This window comes from Serratia sp. NPDC087055 (assembly GCF_044900985.1).
GTDB lineage: Bacteria > Pseudomonadota > Gammaproteobacteria > Enterobacterales > Enterobacteriaceae > Serratia.
The window spans coordinates 16,557-36,255 of the sequence record NZ_JBJDOG010000007.1; the positions used below are offsets into that span (position 1 = coordinate 16,557).

The following is a 19,699-nucleotide window of genomic DNA, read 5'->3' on the forward strand; positions in this document are numbered from 1 at the left end:
TTTCCATTAACACATCAAGAGATAAACACATGCTCAAGAAAAGATAAACTTTCAATTAAAACATGCAAGTAGCTTTGTTATCCGATAACAACAAACCGGGGTTTTATGGCGTAAATTTCCAACCAAGGTATTTATTTAATTTAACAAATGAAAAACAATAAATAACACCGCCCATCAGACAATGCGTTTGGGCGGTGTTAGTCAGCAGGCATTATTTATTGGGGTTGTAGTTTTCCAGGTAAGGAACCACGGTGTTCACTGAGGTATGGAAGACAGCATTACGGATCCAATGCAGCGTATTCTCTCCTGGGCGAAGATTAAATGCAGTGATATAGGAGTCTGCAGCCAAACGGTTATACCCCTGCATTTCGTAAACTTTGCCGAGCAACACATAATTCATCCATGACATCTGCAATTCAATGCCTTTATTTATCGCCTGATAAGCCTCATCCGTTTTTCCCTCTCCCAAAGCCCGTATCGTATGAATTTGCTGAATAATGGGGCTGTCTTTTAATGCAGGCAACGTGTCCAGGCGAGCAATCTCCGAGCTCAATTGTGCCAACTGCGCGCTGTCGAAGGGTTGATAAGAGTTGCGCAGTAAATCCGCCAGCGCTTTTTCCGCAGAAAGATAAATAAAATCTGGTGAGGCTTTTACCATCTCACCGAGCATGCTGCTGGCATGCGTCAGAGAGTCGATATCCCCCTGGATCAACAATTGATGTGCCTGATAATACTGCTGCAAAGCCGGCCCGGAGTTCGGTAAGAGCCGCATAAGACGCTGCTGCAACTGGGGTGGCCACGGCTGATTGAGTGCAACCGACAGGCTGCTAAGGAAGTCTTCCTGAATTTTTAGTTGGTTATCAGCAGTAACAAAGTAGCGTTTATCCAACATGATCGAGCTGTCCGCGTTGTCCACCAGCCGTACCGACAGGAAGCACTGTTGCGCGCGATAATGGCGTTGATTAACGAACTCAATGGTCAGCGATTTGCCCGAACTGCTTGGCCCGGTGTAGTTGTAGTTGGTCTGATCGTGCACCAGAAACGTGGAATAAGTATTCAGCGAATCTGTCACCACTTCGCTTAAGCCGACGACATAAGAAAGCTGCGGCGTCCAGTTGCTGCAACTGTTGCCACCCTGAATACGGATATCAATATCGCGCGGATTCATCAATACCGGCATGGTGGATTCCGGTATACGCTGCGACAAGGTGGCAATGGCGACAAACACCACGCAGGCACTCAACGCCGCCAAAAAAGCCAACCACACCCAGAACGGTGATTGACGGTAAAAAGGTATCTTCGATTTCGTCAGTGGCGTTTTTGTCACGGTGGGTTTTGGCGGTTCATAGTCTTCACCGTCATCTTCGCTGCCATCTTCCGGCTCGTGGGTAATTACCGCCACCCGCGGTAACGCTGCATCTTCCCCTTCACACCACATGACTGGCGCAGCCAATTTATAACCGCGCTTGGGCACGGTTATAATGTATTCCGGGCTGTTGCTGTCGCCGTCTTTGAGGTATTTACGCAGTTCGGAAATACTCTGCGTCACCACATGGTTGGTGACGATATTGCGCTTCCAAACGTTATCGATCAGCTCATCGCGGCTTAACACCACATCCGGGTGCCGGGCGAAATATTGCAGCATATCGATTAACCGCGGTTCTAACGCCAGTTGGCGTCCATCGCGGCTTATTTTATTGTCTGCGGGAGTAACCAACCACTCACCAACGCGAAAAACGGGTTCTTGCATAGTGAAAATAACTCAAAAGGGGCGTACGGCAAGCGCGGGATAATAACATATGAGGGCGCATCCTGCGTCGATACGCCCCGATTAAGCATTCATAGCTCATATAATTCTAGAGGCAGCCCATCAGGATCGCTGAAAAAAGTGAAACGTGACTGAGTATAGGGATCGACACGCACCGGTTCACAAACCACCCCGGCATTTTGCAAATGCCGGATCGCCTGTTCGATGTCATCGACGCTGAATGCAAGATGGCGCAGACCACAGGCCTCTGGGCGGCTGACCCGAGCCGGCGGTGACGGGAAGGAAAACAGTTCGATGCTGTATTGCCCATTAAGCGCCAAATTCGCTTTCCAGGAATCACGCTCCGCGCGGTAAAACTCGCCCAACAGGGTAAAACCAAGAATATCGCAGTAGAAATGTTTACTGGCCTCATAGTTTGATCCGATAACTGCGATGTGATGTACCTGACGTATCGCCAACATAGTGATGTCTCATTGTCTGTTTGATGAGGCACGGTATCTGGCACCGTTGGTGACGTCAACGGCAAAAAGCCCCGCAGCATAAGACGGGGCTGTCATTCATACATCAGCAACGCAATGTGTAGATCAGACTTTAAGATCTGCCAACGCAGCACCGTAGTTGATGTGCAACACCTGTCCATCCACCACCAGTGCAGGAACGCTCTGCACCCCTGCTTTTTCCGCTTCGGCGATGCGCGCTGGCTTTTCGCCCAGGTGCACCACATCCACCTGCACATTTGGGCTCAATAGACCCAATAACTGCTGCTCTGCACTGACGCAAACCGAACAACCGGCGTGATAAAAAACGGCTTTAGTCATGATAATTCTCCTTGGTTCTGACTGTTGTAGGTGAAATAGCGCCTCATTTAGTTTCGAATCGAAACCATATGCACGATAAAACCATTACCACCGCTTGTCAATATAGTTTTTAATCGATACTATTTTAGTCTGCTCACGAGGATCCTACATTGAGACTGTTTGATTTACTGGAAAGGCTAAATAGCCTGCAGCGCAGCTGGCTGCGCAACCACGAAGAACTGGAAAGCCTGCCGCCGGTACAGCTCAGTGCGTTGTACTACCTGGCACGCTGTAACCATTACTCCAACACGCCGATGGCGGTGGCGGAATATCTTGGCCTGACCAAGGGCACGGTATCGCAGTCGCTGAAAAAGCTGGAGAGTAACGGGATGATCGCCCGTACTGCCGACGAGAAAGACCGGCGGAGCGTCAGGCTTAAGCTGACAGACAAATCACACATGTTGATGGAGAGTTTGTTCCCACCCGCCTATTTGCAAAATGCACAGGATGCCATGCAACAGGAAGGTGGGCAGTTGCTGGAACTGCTCACGCAGTTGCTGCGTCAATTGCAGAAACAAGACGATAATGTGGCGCTCTTTGGCGAGTGCCACAGCTGCCGTTATCATCAACGGCATGACGGCCTGCCGTTTTGTGGTCTGACACAGGAACCGCTGCCGCAAAGCAGCGTGAACCTGATCTGTCGGGAGTTTGCTTAGACCAACGGCGTCTTCAGCACCTTCACCCAATAACGCCCGTCTTCAGCCAGTTTTGCACCGTGGATATCGGTTTCAAAACCCGGATAATGTTCACCGATTGAGCACAGCATCAGCAAGAAATCGAGCACTGCACGGCTCTCCTCGGTAATCATCTCTCCTGGCATCACCAGCGGCACCCCAGGCGGGTAAGGCAGAATCATATTGGCCGCCACTTTGCCGGCCAACTGATCCAGTTCGCAGGTTTCCACGTTGCCACGTACTTGCTGTTGGAACATCTGATGTGGCGTCAATTTCATTTCCGGCAAAACGTCGAACGCCCGCTGCATCAAACGTGGCAGATCGTGTTGGCAAATCAAGCGGTGGATCCCGGCGGCCAGATCCTGAATACGCATATTGCGGTAAAAATCCGGATCTTCCGCGAACAAGTCCGGCAGCATGTTCTTCACCCGCAGATTGAGATCATAAGCGCGCTTGAAGTCGGTCAGGCCGCGCAACAAGCTCATCGCCTTGGTTTTATCGATGCCGATGCTGAACAGGAACAGCAGGTTATAAGGCCCGGTTTTCTCCACTACGATACCGCGTTCATCCAGGTATTTTGCCACCAGAGCCGCCGGTATGCCGTCCTCCTCCAACTTGCCAAGCTCGTTCATGCCCGGCGTCAGAATCGTGACTTTGATCGGATCGAGATACATGTGATCGCTGTCGGTGTTGCCGAAACCGTGCCAGTTATCATCCGGATTGAGCGGCCAACACTGCGCCTCGTCGATCACTTCCGGTTGCCAGATATCAAAGAACCAGCTATCGCTTTCTTCCCGTAGCCGCTGCACTTCGCGGCGAAAATGCAGCGCTCTCTCCACCGAACGGTTAATCAAACGACGGCCTGGATTGCCTCTCAGCATCGCCGCAGCCGTTTCCATCGACGCTACAATGCCGTAATTCGGTGACGTGGTGGTATGCATCATATAGGCTTCGTTAAAGGTGCTTTCATCGTAGTCGCCCTTAATGTGGATCATCGAAGCCTGCGAAAACGCCGCCAACAGTTTGTGCGTAGATTGGGTTTCGTATATCACCTTACCGGGGGTACGTTCGCCACTCATGCCGCTTTTGCCGTCATAAATCGGATGGAAGTTGGTGTAAGGCACCCAGGCAGAGTCAAAGTGGATTGAGGGCACGTCCAGCGTCTGTTTGATGTAGTCGGTGTTGTACAACAACCCATCATAGGTAGAGTTGGTGATCACCGCATGCACTGGCCAACTCGCATTGGCTGTCGTCGCGACCCTATCGGCAATGCTCTCATGGGTGAATTCGTGGCGTGGGATGCCGCCAAGAATGCCATAGGCATTACGCAGTGGGCGCAGGTAAATCGGCACGATATCGCTCATCATCAACAGATGGCACAGCGATTTATGGCAATTCCGGTCGATCAAGACAGTGCTGCCACTTGGCGCAGAATACATCCCGACAATTTTATTGGCCGTGGAGGTGCCGTTGGTCACCAGATAGCTTTGTTCGGCATTAAAAGTACGTGCAATATACTCTTCAGCCTCTAGGTGCGGGCCCGTGTGATCCAGCAACGATCCCAGTTCAGTGACAGAAATCGATACGTCGGCTTTCAGGGTATTGGCACCGAAAAAGTCGTAAAATAGGCAACCCACCGGGCTTTTCTGGAAGGCCGTACCGGCCATATGGCCTGGCGTACAGAAGGTATATTTCCCCTCTCGCACATAATTGAACAGCGCTTTGGTCAAGGGCGGCGTAATGGTATCAATGTATTCGGCCGTATATTGCTGGATGCGTTGTGCAATATCATCCGCCGCATTCAGCCCATACTCAAAGAAATACAAGGCCATACGCATTTCGTGCAGGCTAACGTCGAAAGTGGAATGGGTATTGATAAAGGCATACAGCGGCAGATATTCGTTCAGCTCGTTGATGTCGCTGCACAACTCCAGGCTGTAGTCATCCCAGTCAAAGATCACCCCGCAGATACGCGCATTTGCCTCGACTAACTTCAACAGGTCACCGCTGTTTTTTGGATACACCAGTTGGAAATCCATTGCAGTCAGTGCGGTGTGGAGCTCGCGGATCGGCTCATCTTTATAATAAACGCCCGCTGGGCTCATGATCGCGATGATGTTCATCGGCTGCTCCTGTCAGTTAACCGCCAAACGCCTATAACAACATGAAAATCCAGCGGTGTGTAGCCAAAAAAAAACCGCCCGAAGGCGGTTTCTTGCAACGCATAACTGAACTCAGCAATAGCCGTAGTTCATCAGGCGCTGATAACGGCGATTGAGCAACTCTTCGTTGTTCAAACCATCGAGATCTTTCAGATCAGCCAGCAGCTGTGCTTTCAGCGTCGCAGCCATCGCAGGCACGTCGCGGTGGGCAGAACCCAACGGCTCCGGGATCACCGAATCAATCAGTTTCAGCTCTTTCAGGCGTGGTGCGGTAATGCCCATCGCTTCTGCAGCCAGAGGGGCTTTATCAGCGCTCTTCCACAGGATTGATGCACAGCCTTCCGGTGAGATCACCGAATAGGTGCTGTACTGCAGCATATTCACTTTGTCACCAACGCCGATAGCCAATGCGCCGCCAGAGCCGCCTTCGCCAATTACGGTGCAGATCACCGGAATGTTCAGGCGGGACATTTCACGCAGGTTATGGGCAATGGCTTCCGATTGGCCGCGTTCTTCCGCGCCCACGCCCGGGTATGCACCTGGGGTGTCGATGAAAGTGATCAACGGCAGCTTAAAGCGAGAGGCCATTTCCATCAGGCGTAATGCTTTGCGGTAACCTTCTGGTGCCGGCATACCGAAGTTACGACGGATTTTCTCTTTGGTTTCACGGCCTTTCTGGTGACCGATGATCATCACCGGGCGACCATCTAAGCGCGCAATACCACCTACAATCGCTTTATCATCGGCATAGGCACGATCGCCCGCCAACTCTTCGAAGTCGGTAAAGATGTGTTTGATATAATCCAGGGTATAAGGACGGCGCGGGTGGCGTGCCAATTGGGCAACTTGCCAAGCCCCAAGATCGGAAAAAATCTTGCGCGTCAGCTCAACGCTCTTTTCACGAAGGCGCTGAACCTCTTCGTCCAGATTAATATCTAATTTTTCGTCTTGACGGCTGACTGCAGTCAGCGAGTCAATTTTCGCTTCCAGCTCTGCAATCGGCTGTTCAAAATCAAGAAAATTCAGACTCATAGCATTCCTATTTTAGTCAAATTCCAGTTCCACCTGCTCATTACCTACCAAAGTCCGCAAATCAATCAATAAGCGGTCGGTTGGCGTCACGCGCCAGGTTGCGCCAAAACGCAGCTTGGCCCGCGCATCTTCCCGTTGATAGTAAAGATGCACTGGAATCGTCCCCGAGCGATGGGGTTCCAAAGACTGACGGAGACGGTTCAAAAGCTGGTCATCAATTTGCCTGTCCGTCAGCGAGATAGCAAGCCCGCGAGCGTATTTTTCACGGGCTTCACTGATGTCCATTAGCTCACGGGCGGTCATTTTAAGCCCACCGCTAAAGTCATCAAAGCTGACCTGTCCACTGGCGATCAGGATACGGTCTTTTTCCAATAAATGCTGGTATTTTTCTAACGCATCGGTGAATAACATGACTTCCAGACGGCCAGAACGGTCATCCAGGGTACAAATTCCGATGCGATTACCGCGCTTGGTGACCATAACCCGCGAGGCAATCACCAGCCCAACAGCGGTCGTCATTTTGCCCCGATCCGTCGGGTGCATATCTTTCAAACGCTGGCCACCGGCGTAGCGTTCGATTTCCTTCAGGTACTGGGTGATGGGGTGACCCGTGAGGTACAAACCCAACGTTTCCCGTTCACCGTCCAGCACCACCTGCTCCTGCCAGCGGGGCACGTTAGCGTAGGATTGCTCCACTTGCTCTGGCGCTTCCGCCAATACGCCAAACATGTCCACCTGACCGATAGCTTCGGCTTTGGCATGCTGATCGGCCGCTTTCAACGCATCGCCCAATGAATTCATCAGCGCGGCACGGTGCGGTCCAAGGCGGTCGAATGCCCCGGACATGATCAGCTTTTCAAGAATGCGACGGTTCAGTTTTTTGATGTCTGAGCGTGCACATAAATCGAAGAGGTCTTTAAAGTAGCCTTGTTCGCCGCTGTTACGTGCTTCAAGAATAGCTTCAATCGGCCCTTCACCCACACCTTTGATGGCGCCGATGCCGTAAACGATCTCACCCTCATCGTTTACGTGGAAATGGTACTGCCCGCTGTTGATATCCGGCGGCAGGATTTTCAGACCCATGCGCCAGCACTCATCCACCAATCCCACCACTTTATCGGTGTTGTCCATATCGGCAGTCATTACCGCCGCCATAAACTCAGCTGGGTAGTGCGCCTTCAGCCACAACGTTTGGTATGACACCAAAGCATAGGCGGCGGAGTGTGATTTGTTGAAACCGTAACCGGCAAATTTTTCCACCAGGTCAAAGATTTTTACCGACAGCTCACCGTCGATACCGCGCGATTTTGCTCCATCCTCGAAACCGCCGCGCTGCTTGGCCATTTCTACCGGGTTCTTTTTACCCATCGCACGGCGCAACATGTCCGCGCCGCCCAGCGAATAACCGGCCAGCACCTGGGCAATCTGCATAACCTGTTCTTGATACAGGATGATGCCGTACGTCGGCTCCAACACAGGCTTAAGCGACTCATGTTGCCACTGGATATCCGGGTAGGATATTTCTTCACGGCCGTGTTTACGGTCGATAAAGTTATCAACCATGCCTGATTGCAGCGGCCCTGGGCGGAACAGCGCCACCAGTGCGATCATATCTTCGAAGCAGTCGGGCTTCAGGCGTTTGATCAGATCTTTCATGCCGCGAGATTCAAGCTGGAAGACCGCGGTGGTCTCCGAACGCTGCAGCATGTCGAAGCTTTTCTTGTCCTCTAACGGAATGGCGGCGATATCGATCGGCTCCAACCCGGTTTTGGCTCGGCGAGCGTTGATCATCGCCAGCGCCCAGTCGATGATCGTCAGAGTACGCAAGCCGAGGAAGTCGAACTTCACCAGACCGGCGTATTCCACGTCGTTCTTGTCAAACTGGGTTACCGGGTGCTGACCTTCGGCATCGCAATACAGCGGGGCAAAGTCAGTGATTTTCGTCGGCGCGATGACCACCCCCCCGGCGTGTTTACCGGCGTTACGTGTCACCCCTTCCAACTTACGCGCCATATCGATCAGCGCTTTGACTTCTTCATCTGCCTCGTAGATTTCCGGCAACTGCGGCTCGGCAGCAAAGGCCTTTTCCAGCGTCATTCCCGGATCGGGTGGCACCAGCTTGGAGATGCGGTCGACGAAGCCATAAGGGTGGCCTAACACGCGTCCCACGTCGCGAATAACGGCTTTCGCCGCCATGGTACCGAAGGTAATGATCTGTGATACCGCTTCACGGCCGTACATTTCTGCCACGTGATCAATCACCAGATCGCGTTTTTCCATGCAAAAGTCGACGTCGAAGTCGGGCATCGAAACACGTTCCGGGTTAAGGAAACGTTCAAATAGCAGATCAAACTCTAACGGGTCGAGATCGGTGATTTTCAGCGCATAGGCCACTAACGAGCCGGCACCAGAGCCACGGCCCGGGCCAACCGGCACATTATTGTCTTTCGACCACTGAATGAACTCCATGACGATCAGGAAGTAACCTGGGAAGCCCATCTGGTTGATCACTTTCAGCTCAACATCCAGACGTTCGTCATATTCAGGGCGGCGTTGAGCACGCACTTCCGGATCGGGAAACAGGAACTCCAAACGGTCTTCCAAGCCTTCCTTCGACTTAAGGATCAGGAAATCTTCGGTGGTCATTTCACCAGTCGGGAACTGCGGCAGGAAGTATTCACCAAGACGAATGGTCACATTGCAGCGTTTGGCAATTTCGACGCTATTGAGCAACGCTTCCGGGATGTCGGCAAACAGCTCACACATCTCGTCTTCGCTCCGCATGTATTGCTGCGGCGTATAGTTACGTGGGCGTTTGGGATCGTCTAAAGTAAAGCCGTCATGGATGGCAACGCGGATTTCGTGGGCATCAAAGTCATCCGCAACCAGAAAACGCACGTCGTTAGTGGCCACCACCGGTAGCCCACGCTCGGTAGCCAGCGCCACCGCGGCATGCAAATAGTTTTCTTCGTCTGGCCGTCCGGTGCGGATCAACTCGAGATAATAGCTGTCAGGGAAGTACTGCTGGTAGAACTCCAGGCATTGCTCTACCTGCGGCTGGTTACCACGCAGTAAAAACTTACCGACGTCGCCCTGACGCGCGCCAGAGAGCAGAATAAGCCCTTCACGGTGCTCAATCAGCCAGTCACGATCAATAATCGGGCCAGCAGCACCGTAACCGCGCTGATAAGCACGGGAGATCAACAGCGTCAGGTTTTGGTAACCGTCATTATTGGCAGCCAGCACCGTGAGCTGCGCAAGTTCATCGCCCAGCACGTCGCTTTGCACGTGAAAATCTGCGCCGATGATCGGTTTGATCCCGGCACCGTGCGCACTGCCATAAAACTTCACCAGGCCACACAGGTTAGTAAAGTCAGTAATTGCCAAAGCAGGCATGGCTAACGCGGCGGCTCTTTTCACCAACGGCCCAATCTTGGCTAATCCATCAATCATGGAATAGTCACTATGAACGCGCAGGTGAATAAAACGAGGTTCGGCCATATCCAGATACCTGAATCTATGGGCTCAGTGAACTGATACCCGGGTTAACTCTATCGCGTGCCTGGCCCGAATTACCGAGCCTGCAGATTACAGCTCCAGCGCCCTTCTTACCGGGGCAAAGCTGCGGCGATGATGCTCGGTCGCACCCAGCGCGGCCAGCCGCTCCAGATGGAAGGCGGTCGGATAACCTTTATGCTGCGCAAAACCGTAGTCCGGGAATACCCGATCCAGTTCGGTCATTTCGTGGTCACGCGTTACTTTCGCCAGAATGGATGCCGCGCTGATTTCCGCGACACGGCTATCGCCCTTCACTACCGCCTGCGAACGCATCGGCAATGACGGACAACGGTTACCGTCAATCAATACCATGTCCGGCACGATATGCAATCCGGCAACAGCACGCTGCATCGCCAACATCGTGGCATGCAGAATGTTAAGTTCGTCAATCTCATCCGGCTCGGCGCGTCCCAGACTCCAGGACAGTGCCTTCTCAATAATCTCGTCATATAACGCCAATCGGCGCTTTTCACTGAGTTTTTTCGAGTCCGCCAAACCCAGGATCGGTCGGGTAGGATCGAGAATCACTGCGGCAGTTACAACCGCCCCGACCAAGGGGCCTCGGCCGACCTCATCCACACCGGCAATCAATGTCGCGGCAGGATAAATGAAAGGTTCAATCATGCTTTTGCCAGCTCCAACACAGCCTGAGCGGCCTGTTCGTCAGCACCGCAACGGATGCTGTGGTGCAAAGTAAGGAACGTCTGTTTCAGTTCATCGGTTTGCGGGCTGTCTTCCAACAGAGGCATCACCGCCGCTGCCAGTTTTTCCGGCACGCAATCATGCTGTAACAGTTCAGTGACGATCTCACGGCCCGCTAATAAATTAGGCAGTGAAACATAGGGGGTTTTCACCAACCGCTGCGCCAACCAGAAGGTAAATGGCTTCATACGGTAGCCCACTACCATCGGACATTTGGCCAACATGCATTCCAGCGCCGCAGTACCCGAGGCCAGTAATGCAGCATCGCTGGCGATCATCGCCTCACGACCCTGACCATTCAGCAGATGAACCCTCAGCTCTGGTGCCACTTCAGCCTTGATACGCTCGAACTGCTCACGCCGCTTGGCATTCACCAAGGGCACGACCAATTCCAGATCGGGATAACGCGTACGCAGTAACTGCGCCGTTTTGAGGAAATCGGCACTCAGCATCTCGACTTCTGCGCCGCGGCTCCCCGGAAGCAAAGCAAGGCAACGTGCATCAGGTGCGATACCCAAAGCTGCACGCGCAGTCAGTTTGTCCGGTTGAAGAGGCATGGCGTCGGCCATCGTGTGGCCAATAAAACGGCAAGGAACGTTAAAACGATCGTAAAACGCTTTTTCGAAAGGGAGAAACGCCAGCACCAGATCGGTGGCTTTGCCAATTTTGAAAACGCGCTTCTGACGCCAGGCCCAAACGGACGGGCTGACATAGTGAATGGTGCGGATGCCCCGCTGTTTCAGGCGGCCTTCCAACGTGATATTGAAGTCCGGCGCATCAATGCCGACAAACACGTCTGGCTTCAGGTCGCTGAACCGGCGGGTAAGATCCTTGCGGATCTTTAACAGGCGTGGCAAGCGCTCGAGCACTTCCACCACGCCCATTACCGCCAGCTCTTCCATTTCGTACCAGGTTTCGCAGCCTTCCGCCTGCATCAGCGGGCCCGCGACGCCAACAAAACGCGCGTCAGGAATCTGCGCCTTGAGCGCACGGATCAAACCGGCGCCAAGAATATCACCGGAAGTTTCTCCGGCGACCAATCCGATAGTCAATGGGCGATTTAGCATAGGTCAGCGAATGATACCGCGGGTTGAACGGGTAAAGAAATCGAGGTATTGCTGCACCACTGGCTGTTCTTTAGCCAGGGCTTCGATTTCTGTCTTCGCCTCATCCAGCGTTTTTTCACTGCGATAAAGGATCTTGTAGGCATTACGGATCGCCTGCATTTCATCCTTATCAAAACCACGACGCTTCAGGCCAACGGCGTTAACACCGAATGGTGTCGCGTGGTTACCTTGTGCGATGACGAAAGGAGGCACGTCCTGAGCAACCCCGGAGCAGCCGCCAACCATCACGTGTGCGCCAATAATGCAGAACTGATGAATCGCCGTCATGCCACCGATAATGGCATGGTCGTCAACTTCAACATGGCCCGCAAGCGTGGCGTTGTTGGCCAGCACGCAAGAATTGCCGACTACGCAGTCGTGCGCAACGTGCACGTTAACCATCAACAGGTTGTCGCTGCCCACTTTGGTCAGGCCTGAGCCCTGCGCAGTGCCGCGATGGATGGTGACGCTTTCGCGGATGCGATTACGGTCGCCAACTTCAACGCGTGTTGGTTCACCCGCATACTTCAGATCCTGATTCACTTCACCGATGGAGGCGAACTGATAGATCTGATTATCACGGCCAATCTTGGTAATGCCGTTCACCACAACGTGGGACTTCAGTACCGTGCCAGCGCCGATTTCCACCTGGGAGCCGACGTAGCAGAAGGGACCGATATGCGCGCCAGCGCCAATAATGGCGCCGTCTTCAACTATTGCGCTAGGGTGGATAAAGGCGGTTTCGTCAATCACGGATTATGCCTCCCGGCTGCGGGCACACATCATGGTTGCTTCGCAGACAATTTTGCCGTCTACCGTCGCCACGCCTTTGAAACGCGTCAAGCCACGGCGGGTTTTCTCAAAGGTGACTTCCATGATCATCTGATCGCCTGGCACTACCGGACGTTTGAAGCGGGCTTCGTCAATACCGGCAAAGTAATACAATTCGCCCGGTTCCAGTTTGCCGACGCTTTTAAACGCCAAGATACCGGTGGCTTGCGCCATGGCTTCCAGAATCAATACGCCTGGAAAAATCGGTTTACCAGGGAAGTGTCCCTGGAAAAACGGCTCATTTACAGATACGTTCTTCACCGCACGCAGGAATTTGTGCTCCTCAAACTCGAGGACGCGATCGACCAGCAAGAACGGGTAACGGTGAGGAAGCAGCTCTAAAATTTCTGCAATATCCAGAGTATGAGTGTCAGTAGTCAAAATACTCTTCCTGTCTCTAAAAACTGATGGCATCAACAACACGGCCTGCGCTGACCCCAAAAGGAGATCATCATGCAGGCCGCAAATTAACAACTCTTTGCGCTTTTGGTCTCATGACCAACGCGTTTCGTTTTGTACCCAGTGTGGCGGGCGGCAGTGATTATACCCTACATCGTGCAAACTGCATTTTGTTAGCTGCCTTCACTTACCCATTGGCTATGTGCCGGGGTTCGCTCAGTTGCCGCCGCAATGCAGCGTACAATTTATCGGGTATCGTCTTTTCCGACTTTTCGTTCGACAGCTTTTAAGCGCTTGCTAATCTCATCGATATTCATCACCAACGCAGCGGTTTTACGCCACACTTTGTTGGGTTGTAACGGAATGCCCGAAGAGTATACCCCAGGTTCGGTGATTGGTCGCATAACCATTCCCATTCCGGTGACAACAACTTTGTCGGCGATCTCCATGTGACCGTTGATCACGCTGGCTCCCCCGATCTGGCAATAGCGCCCGATTTTCAGGCTGCCTGCCATAATCACACCACCGGCGACGGCGGTATTCTCGCCAATCACAACGTTATGTGCAATCTGACATTGGTTGTCGATGATAACACCATTCCCAATCTGGGTGTTATCCAACGCGCCGCGGTCAATCGTGGTGCAAGCGCCAATTTCGACGCGATCGCCAATAATCACCGTGCCCAGTTGAGGGATCTTGATCCACTCGCCGCGTTCGTTGGCATAGCCAAAACCGTCAGCGCCAATCACAGTACCGGACTGGATCAAGCAGCGCTGGCCGATCTCGACCTCATGATAAATCGTAACGTTCGCCCACAGACGCGTACCCGCGCCAATGCGTGCACTTTTGCCGATAAAACAGCCAGGGCCGATAACCACGTTATCACCCAGTACTGCACCAGACTCGATCACCGCATTTGCCCCTATGGCAACATGCTGTCCCAGCGTGGCGTCAGGGGAGATAACCGCACTTGGCGCGATATCCTGAGCCGGGGATGGCGTCGTATCCATCAGCTGCGCCATACGCGCGTAAGTCAGATAAGGGTTTTTAACCACCAGCGCCGCAGAACGGCAGTGTGGTAAGTCCGCTTCGGTAAGCACTACTGCGCTTGCCTGGCAGGAAGACAGCTGCTCTTGATAGCGGCTGTTTGACAAAAACGTGATTTGGCCAGCCTGTGCCGAATGCATAGAAGCAATGCCGGTGATGACGAGATCGCCATCACCGTGCAATTGTGCATCCAACTGCTGCGCTAAATCAGCCAGTCGAATTGAAGGCATGTGTTATTTAACCTGTTTCAGCACGTCGGCAGTGATGTCTTTAGAAGAACCTGCGTAGGCAACAGCGTTAGCATCGATGACTACGTCGTAGCCTTCTTTGCTGGCAACAGATTTCACAGCGTCCTGAATACGGCTCAGGATTTTGTTACGCTCTTCCATCTGACGGCGACGGTTGTCCTGCTCAAAAGCCTGTGCTTTCTGAGAGAACTGCTCGCGCTGTGCCATCACGTCCTTTTCCATCTTGCTACGATCGCTGGCTTTCATGGTCGCGCCATCACGCTGCAAACGTTGCATTTTGGTCTGAAGGCTACGCTCCATGTTCTGAAGCTCACCCGCACGGCCTTTGAACTCGTTTTCCAGCTGTTTGGCAACGGCTTCACGAGCCGGCAACTGTTGGAAAATGCTGGAGACGTTAACTACAGCGATCTTATCTGCTGCCTGAACGCCAGCTGAAGCAGCCATTGCTAAACCGAGGCCTGCGGCACACAACCACTTTTTCACTATAAACTCCTTACCATCACCCATTTGTGTCATATGACACTGAAGTACACAATCTGCCAGACTTATCCCGCAAAACAATGAGAATCATCTCTCTGTGCTCTGACGGGCGCCTGGCATTTGCGATTCTTAATAACTGCTATGCCCAGAAGCGGGACCTGTTACCAGGTCTTGCCAATGTTAAATTGGAACTGTTCGGACTTGTCGCCTTCGTATTTCTTGAGCGGGTTGGCATAAGAGAACACCAACGGACCCAAAGGTGACATCCACTGCAAAGCGATACCGGCAGAAACGCGGATATTGCTCGCTTTACTGTAGTCCGGAATATCATACATGCTAGTTTGAGCCGTATTCTGCCAGTTGGTATCCCACACGGTGCCCGCATCCATAAACAGTGAAGTACGCACAGAGTTAGCATATTTCTCACTGATGAATGGCGTTGGCGTGATCAGCTCCATACTGGCGACCGCCATGGCGTTACCGCCCACTGCGTCGTCCGAGTTACAAATCGGGGTACCGTTACTGCAGCTATACGAGCTGGAGTTGTAGTATGCCGCTTTTGGACCAATGGTGTTGGAACCGAAACCACGCACGGTGCTTGAACCACCGGCGTAGAAGTTCTCGTAGAACGGCATTTCTTTGCTGCCAATACCGTCGGCATACCCCAGACGGCCACGACCCAACAGCACCCAGGTACGATCGTCATTGATCGGAACGTACTGCACGCTGTCTAACGTCAACTTGTAGTATTCGTTATCTGAGCCTGGAATGGTGACTTTACCATTCAGCGTCGTGCGGTTACCCGAGGTTGGGAAATAGCCACGGTCAAGGTTGTTGTAGGTCCAACCCAGGTTCAACGTGAAGTCGTCGGCAGAATAGCTGGCGCGGTCAGTGGTGTTAGGGTTCAGGCCCACTGAGTCCAGATAACGCCACATGGCAATCTGCGGCTGCATGTTCGACAGACCGTTATGCACATAACCCAAGCCGGTACGCAACGAGTTGTTTTCGTTGATCGGGAAGCCCAGGGTACCGTCTATACCGTAACTCTTGTTGGTATAGTCGGACAGGTCCGCATCATCCGCTTTAAAGTCGTTGTAGAAGATACGACCACCCAAACTCACACCGTCAACGGTGAAGTACGGGTTGGTGACCGACAGCTCTGTGTAGGTCTGGTAGTCGTTCTTGGTACCGCTGATACCGACGGAATAGCCCGTACCCAGCCAGTTGTCCTGCTGAACACCCGCCTGGAAGCTAACACCGCTCTCGGTGCCGTAACCGACGCCGAAGTTAAAGGTACCGGTGTTACGCTCTTTGACCTTGTAGGTGACGTCGACCTGGTCCGCAGTACCTGGAACGCGCTGGGTTTCGACATCGACCGTTTCAAAGTAACCCAAACGGTTCAGACGCTCTTTACCCTGTTCAACTTGAGCATTACCCAGCCATGCGCCTTCCATCTGGCGCATTTCACGGCGCAATACGGCGTCTTTACTGGTGTCGTTACCTTCGAACTTGATACGGCGTACGTAGAAGCGGTTGCCTGCATCAATATTCAGGTGCAGCTTCACGGTTTTATCCGCGTCGTTGATTTCAGGCTGAGTGGAAACACGCGGATAGGCATAACCATAACGGCCCAACATCGTTTTGACGTTGTCTTCCATTTTGGTCACTTTGCTGCCGTTGTACAGCTCGCCTGGCTCGATTTTGGTCAACTGGGCAACTTCTGCCGAGTGGCCAGCCAAGTTGCCATTCACTACCACACCGGTAAGCTTGTACTGCTCGCCTTCAGTGATATTGATGGTGATGTAAATGCCTTTTTTGTCCGGCGTCAGGCTGACCTGAGTCGAATCAATATTAAAGCGTGCGTAGCCGCGATCCAGATAGAAACTGCGCAGGGTTTCAAGGTCACCCGCCAGTTTTTGTTTCTGGTATTTACGATCGCCGACCACGTTCCACCAAGGTACCTCATCACGCAGTTGAAAGCGTGAAATCAGTTCGTCGTTGGTGAAGGCATGATTGCCGACAATGTTGATTTGTTGAATCTTGGCAGAAACCCCTTCCGTGAACACCAGTTTCAGGTCGACACGGTTACGCGGCAACGGCGTGACAACGGCTTTCACCGAGGCGCTGTATTTACCGACGCTGTAGTAGAAGTCTTCCAACCCTTTTTCAATGCTGGAAATCGTGGTGCGGTCAAGCGCTTCGCCAACCCGAACGCCAGAGGCCTCCAGGTTTTGCTTGAGCATGTCATCTTTCACCGACTTGTTGCCGGAGAAGGTGATGCTGGCAATGGTAGGACGTTCCTTAACCTGAACAATCAGCGTATTACCATCGCGCAGCACGCGAACGTCCTCGAAGTTGCCAGTGGCAAACAAGGCACGGATGGTATTACTGATATCATCGTCAGTGACGGTATCGCCTACGCGAACCGGCATGTTGAGTAACGCCGCACCGACGGCGACTCGCTGCAGGCCTTCGAAATGAATATCCTTCACTACGAACCCGTCTGCACCGTATACGGTGGCGCTGCCAAACAGCAGCGACGCTATGAGCAACTTTTTCATCGCCATCGTTGTTATGCGTTCTTCCTAACCTATCCTCGCCCCTAAAGACGAGAAAAATCATTGAAAAGTGCAAGACCCATTAAAAGCACCAACACGATCGAACCAATGCGGTAACTGTAGTCCTGTACTCGCTCGGAAACCGGCCCACCCTTCAGCTTTTCTATCGCCAGGAAAAGGAGATGCCCACCATCTAACACCGGTAATGGGAACAGGTTGATGATACCCAGGTTGACACTGATCAACGCCAGGAACATCAGATAATACACAAACCCGACCCCAGCTGACGCCCCTGCTCCCTGTGCAATCGAAATCGGGCCACTCAGGTTGTTCAGCTTTACATCACCGGTTATTAATTTGCCCAGCATTTTGACCGTAAGGCTCATTAGCTGCCAGGTCTTGTCCCCAGCCTGATACAGCGCTGGGAAAGGTCCATACTGGCGAATCGTTTTATACTCGTCTGGCAGCGGCAACACTTTCGGAATGATGCCTGCAAATCCCACGGTTTTGTCTTTTCCCACCGGCTTTGTATCCGGTATCAGCGTCAAAGACAAGGGGGCGCCGTTTCTTTCGATCTCTAAAGCCAGCGGTTGTCCTGGGCCGTTGTGGATCCGTTTAACCAACGTTTGCCAACGACCCAATAGCTGACCATCGACTTTAACGATCCTGTCCCCTGCTTGCAAACCCGCCTTTTGTGCAGCCGAATTCGGTTGCACTTCGGCAAGGACAGATTCTATCTGCGGGCCGCGTGGAATGATACCCAGAGCAACGACGGGATCCTGCTTGTCCGGCTCAAAGTTCCATTGACGCAAATCGAGGGTTTTAGTGACTACCCGCGAAGAACCAAATGGCGCGATGCCAACTTCCGTTTGCGCATCGCCAATCTTTGTCACCAGCGCCAAACGAACTGATTCCCAATCAGGCGTTTCGATGCCATCTACAGACTTAAGTTCCATCCCAGGCGAAATTTCAGCGTTAGCGGCGATCGATTGTGGTGAGATTTCACCGATCACAGGGCGGAAGCTGGGGACGCCGATAATGAATACCAGCCAGTAAGCAAGGATAGCGAACAGGAAATTGGCGATAGGGCCGGCGCTGACGATGGCGGCACGTTGCCAAACGGTTTTGTTGTTAAATGCCTGATGGCGAAGTTCCGGTGCAACCGAGTCAACGCGCTCATCAAGCATCTTCACATAACCGCCCAGCGGGATCAGGGCAATCACATACTCCGTGCCCTGGCGATCGGTACGACGCCACAAAGCACGGCCAAAACCAATGGAGAAGCGTTCTACTCGGACGCCGCAACGGCGAGCAACCCAAAAATGCCCGAACTCGTGCACGGTGATTAACACACCGAGCGCAACCAGAAATGCGACCAAGTTCCAGAGCACGCTAACCATAATCCCTTCACTCCCCGTCATTGACGGATTAAAACACTAACAGCATCAGGCAGGCAAATACAGGCACTGCTGCGGTCAGGCTATCGATACGATCCAGTATACCGCCATGACCCGGTATCAAATGACCACTGTCTTTGATACCCGCTTCGCGTTTGAACATGCTCTCGGTAAGGTCACCCAGCACAGAAGCCAGCGCAGCCACTATCGAACAAATCAGTAAGGTCGCCGGCACCACGTTCAGCGGGGCATAACGGCCAAACAACCAGGATATCAGGGCTGAGGTGATCAGGCCACCAATGAGCCCCTCCCAAGTTTTCCCCGGGGAAACTTTCGGTGCCAGTTTATGCTTGCCAAACAACTTGCCGAACATATAGGCACCGGAATCCGCGCCCCACACCAACAGCATCACATACAGCAGCCACCAGGCACCGGTGAAGTGGTTTTGTTCATAGCCGAACTGACGCAACGACAGCATGCCCCAGAAGAACGGCACGATGGTCAGCAGACCGAAAACCAGACGTATCGGGCGTGAGTTACGCCACAGTGCTGCTGAACCGGGATAAAACAGAACCAGTAACAGCGCTGCCAGCCACCAAACCAGTGACAGCCATAACGGCCCACCGACCTGAGGCAAATGGACCGACTGGTGATAAGCCGGAATGCTGAGCATCATTAATGCCAGCAGGAAGCCGCACAATATCGCCAACCAGATGCGCTGCGAGCGGGAAGTAAAACCGGCCAATTGGCCCCACTCCCAGGCAGCTAACATGCACACAACGAGCGTTACCAGGGCAAAGCCCACCGGCGGCAGCAAAAACAGCGCTGCGATAACAATCGGAATTAAAATCAGAGCAGTTATGAGGCGATACTTCAGCAA

The 19,699-nt window shown here is 52.8% G+C and carries 16 protein-coding genes; 1 reads left to right on the forward strand and 15 read right to left on the reverse strand.

The window, feature by feature from the left end; genetic code table 11:
* Window positions 1-211 precede the first annotated feature (211 nt).
* From cadC to ACI2J2_RS22055, 3 genes are all read right to left on the reverse strand, one after another.
* Window positions 212-1,750 (reverse strand): lysine decarboxylation/transport transcriptional activator CadC, encoded by a 1,539-nt coding sequence (cadC, locus tag ACI2J2_RS22045; protein WP_265556458.1) that lies wholly within the window; start codon window positions 1,748-1,750, stop codon window positions 212-214.
* Between the two features lie 89 nt (window positions 1,751-1,839).
* A complete protein-coding gene (locus ACI2J2_RS22050; RefSeq protein WP_404760857.1) occupies window positions 1,840-2,229 on the reverse strand; it encodes a VOC family protein in 390 nt (129 codons plus the stop codon).
* A 123-nt stretch (window positions 2,230-2,352) separates the two neighbouring features.
* Window positions 2,353-2,586, reverse strand: a complete 234-nt coding sequence (locus ACI2J2_RS22055) for a glutaredoxin family protein (RefSeq protein WP_404760858.1) — start codon at window positions 2,584-2,586, stop codon at window positions 2,353-2,355.
* 149 nt (window positions 2,587-2,735) lie between these two features.
* On the opposite strand from ACI2J2_RS22055, the gene ACI2J2_RS22060 reads away from it, so the two are divergent.
* Complete coding sequence (locus tag ACI2J2_RS22060) at window positions 2,736-3,281, forward strand: MarR family winged helix-turn-helix transcriptional regulator (RefSeq protein ID WP_404760859.1); 546 nt, start codon at window positions 2,736-2,738, stop codon at window positions 3,279-3,281.
* Here the strand turns inward: ACI2J2_RS22060 and ACI2J2_RS22065 are convergent.
* From ACI2J2_RS22065 to cdsA, 12 genes are all read right to left on the reverse strand, one after another.
* Window positions 3,278-5,422, reverse strand: coding sequence for a lysine decarboxylase LdcC (locus ACI2J2_RS22065; protein ID WP_404760860.1), 2,145 nt, complete (start codon window positions 5,420-5,422; stop codon window positions 3,278-3,280). The two genes, ACI2J2_RS22060 and ACI2J2_RS22065, sit on opposite strands and share 4 nt — an antisense overlap.
* A gap of 111 nt (window positions 5,423-5,533) precedes the next feature.
* A complete protein-coding gene (gene accA, locus ACI2J2_RS22070; RefSeq protein WP_037418817.1) occupies window positions 5,534-6,493 on the reverse strand; it encodes an acetyl-CoA carboxylase carboxyl transferase subunit alpha in 960 nt (319 codons plus the stop codon).
* Window positions 6,494-6,505: 12 nt separating this feature from the next.
* On the reverse strand, window positions 6,506-9,994 hold the full coding sequence (dnaE, locus tag ACI2J2_RS22075; RefSeq protein WP_209639891.1) for a DNA polymerase III subunit alpha: 3,489 nt from the start codon (window positions 9,992-9,994) through the stop codon (window positions 6,506-6,508).
* Window positions 9,995-10,081: 87 nt separating this feature from the next.
* Window positions 10,082-10,675 carry a ribonuclease HII gene (gene rnhB / locus ACI2J2_RS22080; protein ID WP_209639888.1) on the reverse strand — a complete coding sequence of 198 codons (594 nt, stop codon included), beginning with the start codon at window positions 10,673-10,675 and terminating at the stop codon, window positions 10,082-10,084.
* Window positions 10,672-11,820: a lipid-A-disaccharide synthase gene (gene lpxB / locus ACI2J2_RS22085; protein WP_209639886.1), complete on the reverse strand. Its 1,149-nt coding sequence runs from the start codon at window positions 11,818-11,820 to the stop codon at window positions 10,672-10,674. Before lpxB ends, rnhB begins: the two co-directional genes overlap by 4 nt.
* A 3-nt stretch (window positions 11,821-11,823) precedes the next feature.
* On the reverse strand, window positions 11,824-12,612 hold the full coding sequence (lpxA, locus tag ACI2J2_RS22090; protein WP_209639883.1) for an acyl-ACP--UDP-N-acetylglucosamine O-acyltransferase: 789 nt from the start codon (window positions 12,610-12,612) through the stop codon (window positions 11,824-11,826).
* 3 nt (window positions 12,613-12,615) lie between these two features.
* Entirely contained in the window at window positions 12,616-13,071 is a 456-nt protein-coding gene (gene fabZ, locus ACI2J2_RS22095; protein ID WP_017893789.1) for a 3-hydroxyacyl-ACP dehydratase FabZ, read from the reverse strand.
* Window positions 13,072-13,334: 263 nt separating this feature from the next.
* Window positions 13,335-14,366 carry a UDP-3-O-(3-hydroxymyristoyl)glucosamine N-acyltransferase gene (gene lpxD, locus ACI2J2_RS22100; protein ID WP_404760861.1) on the reverse strand — a complete coding sequence of 344 codons (1,032 nt, stop codon included), beginning with the start codon at window positions 14,364-14,366 and terminating at the stop codon, window positions 13,335-13,337.
* 3 nt (window positions 14,367-14,369) lie between these two features.
* The gene (gene skp, locus ACI2J2_RS22105; protein WP_037418831.1) at window positions 14,370-14,867 is read right to left on the reverse strand and encodes a molecular chaperone Skp; all 498 of its coding nucleotides are present in this window, start codon (window positions 14,865-14,867) and stop codon (window positions 14,370-14,372) included.
* A gap of 158 nt (window positions 14,868-15,025) precedes the next feature.
* A complete protein-coding gene (bamA, locus tag ACI2J2_RS22110) occupies window positions 15,026-17,431 on the reverse strand; it encodes an outer membrane protein assembly factor BamA (RefSeq protein ID WP_404760862.1) in 2,406 nt (801 codons plus the stop codon).
* A 35-nt stretch (window positions 17,432-17,466) separates the two neighbouring features.
* Window positions 17,467-18,822, reverse strand: a complete 1,356-nt coding sequence (rseP, locus tag ACI2J2_RS22115) for a sigma E protease regulator RseP (RefSeq protein WP_261442402.1) — start codon at window positions 18,820-18,822, stop codon at window positions 17,467-17,469.
* Window positions 18,823-18,850: 28 nt separating this feature from the next.
* Window positions 18,851-19,699 (reverse strand): phosphatidate cytidylyltransferase, encoded by an 849-nt coding sequence (cdsA, locus tag ACI2J2_RS22120; protein ID WP_037418841.1) that lies wholly within the window; start codon window positions 19,697-19,699, stop codon window positions 18,851-18,853.

Coding starts and splice junctions, on each gene's coding strand:
- cadC (WP_265556458.1), bottom strand. CDS start 1,750: ATGCAAGAACCCGTTTTTCGCGTTGGTGAGTGGTTGGTTACTCCCGCA.
- ACI2J2_RS22050 (WP_404760857.1), bottom strand. CDS start 2,229: ATGTTGGCGATACGTCAGGTACATCACATCGCAGTTATCGGATCAAAC.
- ACI2J2_RS22055 (WP_404760858.1), bottom strand. CDS start 2,586: ATGACTAAAGCCGTTTTTTATCACGCCGGTTGTTCGGTTTGCGTCAGT.
- ACI2J2_RS22065 (WP_404760860.1), bottom strand. CDS start 5,422: ATGAACATCATCGCGATCATGAGCCCAGCGGGCGTTTATTATAAAGAT.
- accA (WP_037418817.1), bottom strand. CDS start 6,493: ATGAGTCTGAATTTTCTTGATTTTGAACAGCCGATTGCAGAGCTGGAA.
- dnaE (WP_209639891.1), bottom strand. CDS start 9,994: ATGGCCGAACCTCGTTTTATTCACCTGCGCGTTCATAGTGACTATTCC.
- rnhB (WP_209639888.1), bottom strand. CDS start 10,675: ATGATTGAACCTTTCATTTATCCTGCCGCGACATTGATTGCCGGTGTG.
- lpxB (WP_209639886.1), bottom strand. CDS start 11,820: ATGCTAAATCGCCCATTGACTATCGGATTGGTCGCCGGAGAAACTTCC.
- lpxD (WP_404760861.1), bottom strand. CDS start 14,366: ATGCCTTCAATTCGACTGGCTGATTTAGCGCAGCAGTTGGATGCACAA.
- bamA (WP_404760862.1), bottom strand. CDS start 17,431: ATGGCGATGAAAAAGTTGCTCATAGCGTCGCTGCTGTTTGGCAGCGCC.
- rseP (WP_261442402.1), bottom strand. CDS start 18,822: ATGGTTAGCGTGCTCTGGAACTTGGTCGCATTTCTGGTTGCGCTCGGT.